Raw genomic sequence first — 6,685 nt, 5'->3', positions numbered from 1 at the left:
TTTGATCGTCTGGGAATGTCTTTATAAACTCTAAAATATTCTCACCCTGAAATATCTTTTCCATATCCTTGTATTTACTATAAATATAAGTGTTTTTTATGTAAGTAACTCGATAAAATAATTTAGTTCCTGTCACAAAATGAACCGAACACTAAAAACTACCTATTCAACCACCAAATACTTCCGTTTAAAACAGCCGCAAAACTTACCCAGGCCAAATACGGCATAAATAAATAACCTGCAATTTTATTGATTTTGGCAAACTGAATATAGGTTTCATAAATCATCAGCCACAAAACAATAATTTCCAAACCCGCCAGCATCGGGTTGTGTAATCCAAAGAACAAATAGGACCACAAAGCATTCAATGCCAATTGTATCGTAAAGAAAACCAACGCTTTCTTAACTATTTCTTTTTCAAAATCAATTCGGTTCCAGACCAATCCAGCCGCAACTCCCATCATAATATAAAGCATACTCCAAACCGGTGCAAAAATCCAATTGGGCGGATTAAAACTTGGTTTGACCAAAGTAGGATACCATGTTGTTATAGCAGAACGAGTAACCATTCCTGAAAAATATCCAATAGCAAGACAAGTAACAACAATAGCTAATATTCGGGTAATTTTGTTCATTTTTACTTTTTCTAATAGGACCCAAATTTACTCAAATCTTTCTAACGATTAACCAGATAACCAGATAAACAAATTAACCAAAAAAAGTATCTTTGCGAAAATTTTTAAGTTCATGATTTCAGCAAACGATTTTATTCCATCAAAATATACGCATTCCGTTGAAAAAGGAAATTTCCAATGGAGCGCACCCAGCAATATTGCACTTGTGAAATATTGGGGAAAAAAAGACAATCAAATTCCTGCTAATCCATCCGTTAGTTTTACGTTGAATAATTGCAAAACCATTACCAAATTGGCTTTTGCCAAAAAACAAAATGACAGCACATTCTCATTCGATTTGCTGTTTGAAGGAAAACCAAAAGAAGATTTCAAACCAAAAATTCAAAAATTTCTGGAAAGAATTGAAGTGTATTTGCCTTTTTTGAAGGACTACCATTTTACAATTGACACTCAAAATACATTTCCGCATAGTTCGGGAATTGCTTCATCAGCATCCGGAATGGCAGCTTTGGCGATGAACTTAATGAGTTTAGAAAAAACATTAAATCCTGAAATGACGGAAGAATATTTCTATCAAAAAGCATCTTTATTAGCACGTTTAGGTTCCGGTAGCGCTTGTAGGAGCGTAAAAGGAAGCGTTGTCGTTTGGGGAAATCATGCCAATATCTCAGGAAGTTCTGATTTATTCGGTATTGAATTTCCAAATGCTATCCATCCTAATTTTAAGAATTTCCAAGATACGATTTTATTGGTTGACAAAGGCAAAAAACAGGTTTCCAGCACCGTTGGACATGATCTGATGCACAACCATCCTTTTGCTGAAAGCCGATTCAAACAAGCCCATGAAAATTTAGACCAATTGATTACCATTTTTGAAAACGGTCATTTAGACGAATTCATCAAAATTGTGGAAAGTGAAGCTTTAACTTTGCATGCCATGATGATGACTTCCATGCCTTATTTTATATTGATGAAACCAAACACTTTGGAAATCATTAATTCGATTTGGAAATTTAGAAACGAGACTAAAATTCCGGTTTGTTTCACGTTAGATGCTGGTGCAAATGTTCACGTTTTATACCCTGAAAATGTAGCAGTTACCGTTTTACAATTTATTAAAGACGAATTAGTTGGCTATTGCCAAAATGGTCAGTACATTTGTGACGAAATTGGAAATGGAGCTTTGTTGAATTAATTTGTTTTTTCCCTACCTTTAAGTTTTAAAGAACTGAAATTATGGATATTCAATCGGAGAAATTAGAATTGATTAAATTGATATTAGAAACTAATGACAAGGACGTAATCGAATCTATAAAAAACATTTTCAAATCAGAAAAAAAAGATGTGTGGAAGGAATTATCTCCTGAAGAACAAGAAGAAATTGATCTTGGAATTCAAGAGGCAAATCGCGGAGATACAGTCGATTTATAAAATTACCTATTAAAATACCTAATTATCAACCCCAAATTGCTAATTTACAATCTAATATGAAAGGACCTTTATTTTACTCAAAAATATTACTCTTTGGAGAATACGGAATTATTCGTGACTCAAAAGGATTGTCAATTCCTTATAATTTTTATAATGGTGCGCTTAAAAGAGATGAAAATCCATCTGATGAAGCTATAAAGTCAAATGGAAATTTGAAACGTTTTGTCAGCCATTTGGAAACGTTGCAAAACGAGCAACCCGACTTAGTTTCTTTTGATTTAGCGACCTTAAAAAATGATGTTGAAACTGGAATGTATTTTGATTCCAGCATTCCTCAGGGTTATGGTGTAGGAAGTAGCGGTGCTCTTGTAGCGGCTATTTACGATAAATATGCACAAAATAAAATCACGGTTCTTGAGAATTTGACTCGTGAAAAACTATTACAACTAAAAAATATATTTTCTCAAATGGAGAGTTTTTTCCACGGAAAAAGTTCTGGACTGGACCCTTTAAACAGTTATTTGAGCATTCCGATTCTTATCAACTCTAAAGATAACATTGAAGCTACCGGCATACCAACACAAAGTTTAGACGGAAAAGGTGCTGTGTTTTTGCTTGATTCAGGAATTGTGGGTGAAACGGCTCCAATGGTGAATATTTTCATGGAAAACCTGAAAGACAAAGGATTTCGTACCATGTTGAAAAATCAATTTGTAAAGCATACGGATGCCTGTGTCGAAAATTTCCTTGGTGGCGACATGAAATCCTTGTTCATGAATACTAAGAAATTATCAAAAGTAGTCTTGAATAACTTCAAACCGATGATTCCTGAACAATTTCATGGAATCTGGCAGCAAGGAATTGATAGTAATGATTATTACTTGAAATTATGTGGTTCAGGTGGTGGCGGTTATATCTTAGGTTTTACTGAAGATTTAGAAAAAGCCAAAATCTCGTTGAAAGATTACAAGCTTGAGGTCGTTTATCAGTTTTAAAAACGCCAGCCCTTAAAATATAAACTCCTATAAGGCCCCACAGACAGCACAAGCTTCTTAATGGCAAAAATTATCAGTTTGTTGCCTCATAAGCACACTGCAATTATTATTTTCGAAGCAGTTTGATTCGTATTGAATACCTATAGGTATATTCTGCAACTCCATTATAAAAAACAAAAATTCTTAAACCGTTTCGATAGTAATAAAACTATTACTGGACTATAAAAGTAATTTACACTACAATTACATCTTTTTGATAAACTCCTTAAAAGCATTGATTTAAATCATTTGCAATACAACTATTATTAAATAAAATTCAAATAAACTCCTGTATTTTCAATAAAAACATCCTATCATTAAGCATCTGATTTTTTTTTGCATGTTCTCTTTACAAAAAAAACTATATGTCTGAAAGTAAAATTATTCGAGATTTTAAACTACGTAATATTTTCATTCCTCTGACTATAGTAATTCTATCGTGTTCTTCATTGATTATCATCAACTACCTAACTATTAAAATCTTATCGGCGTCCAGAGCATATGTAAATGGAGAATCTCATTATTCCAAAGGACAAAAAGATGCAACCCGACACTTGACAACCTATCTTTATACTAAAGATCCTACTCAATGGAAATTGTTCAATGAAGAATTAAACGTTCCAAAAGGAGATCGTATTGCACGAATTGGCTTAACTTACAATGGCGATAGTAAAACAATTAAAAATGGATTTAGAGCCGGTAGAAATAACGAGAAAGATCTGGATGATATAATTTGGTTATTTAGACATTTCCACTCAGCACCCTTCTTAGCAAAGGCTATTAATGAATGGAAAAAAGGAGATTATTTGATATAACAATTAGCATCTATTGGAAACGAAGCCCATAAAAAAATAAACACTCATAATTTAAAACCAGATGATAAGCAAAAGATTTTTCAACAGATCAATATCATTACCGATAAATTAACAAAAAACGAACGAAATTTCTCTAATGTACTTGGAGAAGGCACACGCTCGATTAAAACTTACCTTCTTTTTATAGATATTTTTTTTACTTTGATAATCATTGGCAGTGTAAGTATTTACTATTCCGTAATGGTTAACAGATTAAGACGTTCGAAACATGAAACAGATGATAAAAACAGAAATTTAATCATTGCCAATCAGGAACTTGACAAATTTGTGTATAGTGCTTCACATGATCTGCGTTCTCCCATTTCTTCCTTAAAAGGATTAATAGAAATTGTAAAATTGGAAGATGACTTGAACCAAATAAGATACTATTTAGACCTAATGTATCAAGGCCTTGATAAGCAAGATGAATTCATTAAAGAGATAATAGATTACTCTAGAAATAAGAGAAAAAAAGTAACCATTGCTCCCGTTAGTTTAAATAAAATTATAGATGAAGTCATTGCGCAACATCTCTATATTAAAGCCATGGATCAAATTGCTATCAAAAAAGAGTTATCGGTTGATGAATTGTGTAGCGATGAATTGAGATTAAAAATTATTTTAAATAATTTAGTATCAAATGCCATCAAGTATTCTGATGAAAAAAAAGAAAAAAGGTATATTTCAATTAAAACTTATGTTGTGGGAGAATTTTACAAAATAGAAATTGAAGATAATGGCATAGGAATTAATAAAGAATACCTAGTCAAAATTTTTGAAATGTTTTTTGTAACTAATAATAAAAAGAAAGGTTCCGGATTAGGCCTTTACTTGGTAAAAGAAGCTGTTGAAAATCTTAATGGCTACATAACGGTAGATTCGGAAATAAATATTGGAAGTACATTTATAGTAACTATACCTAAACAATATGAAACCTAATTATAAAATCTTGATAATTGACGATAATATAATTGATCAAATTGTCACTAAACAATTACTAAAAAAAGCCCTCGGTATAACTGATATAAACATTGCTAATAATGGCATACAAGGAATTCAATGGCTTAATAACTATAAATGGAATTTTGAGGAATCATTAATTATTCTGCTGGATATTAAAATGCCTGAAATGGATGGATTTGAGTTCCTTTCAGAATTTGAAATGCTACCCGAAGCACTGAAAAAAGAAACTCAAATTTTCATGCTTTCATCTACATTAGATCCTAATGATATTACGCGAGCAAAAAGTAATAAATATGTAAAAAGCCTTTTAAGCAAACTTTTTCCGGTTAATCAATTTCGCGAAATGATTTATTCTGATTCATCTTCAAAAACCGCCTAATCATCTGAAATCATCTGAAGTCAGTATCTTTATCCATTTGCAATCAGAAATACTCTAAGCATTTAGTAAATTTTTCAGTAATATCATCTAAGAAGAATTCACATTTGTTTTTTTGTGAAAAAATGAAGAAGATTTTAAAAACAAAATCCTAAATTTGAAAATAAATAAGCAAGTTTACTCCAATCTTGTAAAACTTGAAAAAAAATTTTAATAAAAAATGTTAAGCAGAAAGAACAAGCTTCTTATAATGAAAATTGTCAGTTTGTTCTCTGTAGTTAGAGGGTATAACATTCCAATAATTATTTTGGCACAATACCTTTCGGCAATATTTATTCTTGCACCTGAAAAAAGAGCGCTGGATATTCTACTCGATTTCAATCTATTTATACTTGTTTTTGCATCTTCGCTTGCAATTGCTTCAGGATATATTATAAATAGTTTTTATGACAGCCGAAAAGATTTAATCAATCGCCCTAATAAATCCATGCTGGACCGACTGGTGAGTCAAAAAACAAAATTAAGCGTGTATTTCGCACTGAATTTCATTGTCGCGATAATGGCTTTGTTTGTTTCTTGGCGCGTATTTTTATTCTTTTCAGCTTATATATTTTCCATTTGGTTTTATTCGCACAAAATAAAAAAATATCCGATTGTAGGAAATCTTACAGCCTCTTTGCTGGCAGTTCTTCCTTTTTTTGCAATACTGCTGTATTTTTATATCCAGATTCCATTTGAAGAAATTGAAAACTACAAAAGACAGCTTGCTGTAATATTTGCGCATGCCGCTTTTTTGTTCTTACTTATTCTTATTCGGGAAATGGTTAAGGATTTAGAAAACCTAAAAGGAGATTTAGCCAATGATTACAAAACGATTCCGATTGTTTATGGTGAACAAATAGCAAAAAAAACGATTACAACTTTGACGATTCTGACAGTAATTCCCGTTTATCTTTTAATCGAAATTTACGATGTAGGTTATATGGATATCTACTTTTATTCCTGTCTTATTATTTTGATTTTTTTCTTGGTTTACTTATGGGAATCAACTACCAAATCTCAATTTTTGTTACTTCATAATGTCCTAAAATTCCTTATTGTGGCTGGGGTATTTTGTATTGTGCTTATCAATCCCAGCGTTTTGTGGCATGGAAAAAAATTATTGATGATGATTTAGATTATCCCTTCCTTGGAATTATAAAAAGAGTAAAACAACTTCCTTATAACTCCCAATTTTCCTCATTAGGTGAGTCCCATCCTTTTTCTTTTTTCTTTAAAAAGAAAAAGATAGAGCGTAAATCACGAAATAGTTCCGAAAAACTAAACTAAAACTTATTAATTGGCTTATTAACTAGATAGTTAGCGTTTTTATAATTGCCTCTTATTGATTCT

At 31.6% G+C, this 6,685-nt stretch carries 8 protein-coding genes; 7 read left to right on the top strand and 1 reads right to left on the bottom strand.

The window, feature by feature from the left end; translation table 11 throughout:
- Positions 1 to 158: 158 nt before the first annotated feature.
- Positions 159 to 635 carry a TspO/MBR family protein gene (locus tag ACNQGH_RS07775; protein ID WP_417955407.1) on the bottom strand — a complete coding sequence of 159 codons (477 nt, stop codon included), beginning with the start codon at positions 633 to 635 and terminating at the stop codon, positions 159 to 161.
- Between the two features lie 112 nt (positions 636 to 747).
- On the opposite strand from ACNQGH_RS07775, the gene ACNQGH_RS07770 reads away from it, so the two are divergent.
- From ACNQGH_RS07770 to ACNQGH_RS07740, 7 genes are all read left to right on the top strand, one after another.
- Entirely contained in the window at positions 748 to 1,830 is a 1,083-nt protein-coding gene (locus tag ACNQGH_RS07770) for a diphosphomevalonate decarboxylase (RefSeq protein ID WP_417955406.1), read from the top strand.
- A gap of 41 nt (positions 1,831 to 1,871) precedes the next feature.
- Complete coding sequence (locus ACNQGH_RS07765; RefSeq protein ID WP_417955405.1) at positions 1,872 to 2,066, top strand: hypothetical protein; 195 nt, start codon at positions 1,872 to 1,874, stop codon at positions 2,064 to 2,066.
- A gap of 56 nt (positions 2,067 to 2,122) precedes the next feature.
- Complete coding sequence (locus ACNQGH_RS07760) at positions 2,123 to 3,061, top strand: mevalonate kinase family protein (protein WP_417955404.1); 939 nt, start codon at positions 2,123 to 2,125, stop codon at positions 3,059 to 3,061.
- Positions 3,062 to 3,465: 404 nt separating this feature from the next.
- Positions 3,466 to 3,915, top strand: a complete 450-nt coding sequence (locus ACNQGH_RS07755) for a hypothetical protein (protein WP_417955403.1) — start codon at positions 3,466 to 3,468, stop codon at positions 3,913 to 3,915.
- Positions 3,916 to 4,155: 240 nt separating this feature from the next.
- Positions 4,156 to 4,893, top strand: coding sequence for a sensor histidine kinase (locus ACNQGH_RS07750; RefSeq protein WP_417955402.1), 738 nt, complete (start codon positions 4,156 to 4,158; stop codon positions 4,891 to 4,893).
- A complete protein-coding gene (locus tag ACNQGH_RS07745; RefSeq protein ID WP_417955401.1) occupies positions 4,883 to 5,296 on the top strand; it encodes a response regulator in 414 nt (137 codons plus the stop codon). Before ACNQGH_RS07750 ends, ACNQGH_RS07745 begins: the two co-directional genes overlap by 11 nt.
- A gap of 217 nt (positions 5,297 to 5,513) precedes the next feature.
- Positions 5,514 to 6,470, top strand: coding sequence for a geranylgeranylglycerol-phosphate geranylgeranyltransferase (locus ACNQGH_RS07740; protein WP_417955400.1), 957 nt, complete (start codon positions 5,514 to 5,516; stop codon positions 6,468 to 6,470).
- The last annotated feature ends 215 nt before the right edge of the window (positions 6,471 to 6,685 follow it).

This window comes from Flavobacterium kochi (assembly GCF_048286715.1).
In the GTDB taxonomy this organism is placed as follows: Bacteria; Bacteroidota; Bacteroidia; order Flavobacteriales; family Flavobacteriaceae; genus Flavobacterium.
The sequence above is the reverse complement of the archived record's forward strand: the minus strand, read 5'-3'. Positions and strand labels throughout refer to the sequence as shown.

What these genes read in the sequence shown, in the direction of transcription:
- ACNQGH_RS07765 (WP_417955405.1), top strand. Translation starts at nt 1,872, where the DNA reads ATGGATATTCAATCGGAGAAATTAGAATTGATTAAATTGATATTAGAA.
- ACNQGH_RS07740 (WP_417955400.1), top strand. Translation starts at nt 5,514, where the DNA reads ATGTTAAGCAGAAAGAACAAGCTTCTTATAATGAAAATTGTCAGTTTG.
- ACNQGH_RS07760 (WP_417955404.1), top strand. Translation starts at nt 2,123, where the DNA reads ATGAAAGGACCTTTATTTTACTCAAAAATATTACTCTTTGGAGAATAC.
- ACNQGH_RS07750 (WP_417955402.1), top strand. Translation starts at nt 4,156, where the DNA reads ATGGTTAACAGATTAAGACGTTCGAAACATGAAACAGATGATAAAAAC.
- ACNQGH_RS07745 (WP_417955401.1), top strand. Translation starts at nt 4,883, where the DNA reads ATGAAACCTAATTATAAAATCTTGATAATTGACGATAATATAATTGAT.
- ACNQGH_RS07755 (WP_417955403.1), top strand. Translation starts at nt 3,466, where the DNA reads ATGTCTGAAAGTAAAATTATTCGAGATTTTAAACTACGTAATATTTTC.
- ACNQGH_RS07775 (WP_417955407.1), bottom strand. Translation starts at nt 635, where the DNA reads ATGAACAAAATTACCCGAATATTAGCTATTGTTGTTACTTGTCTTGCT.
- ACNQGH_RS07770 (WP_417955406.1), top strand. Translation starts at nt 748, where the DNA reads ATGATTTCAGCAAACGATTTTATTCCATCAAAATATACGCATTCCGTT.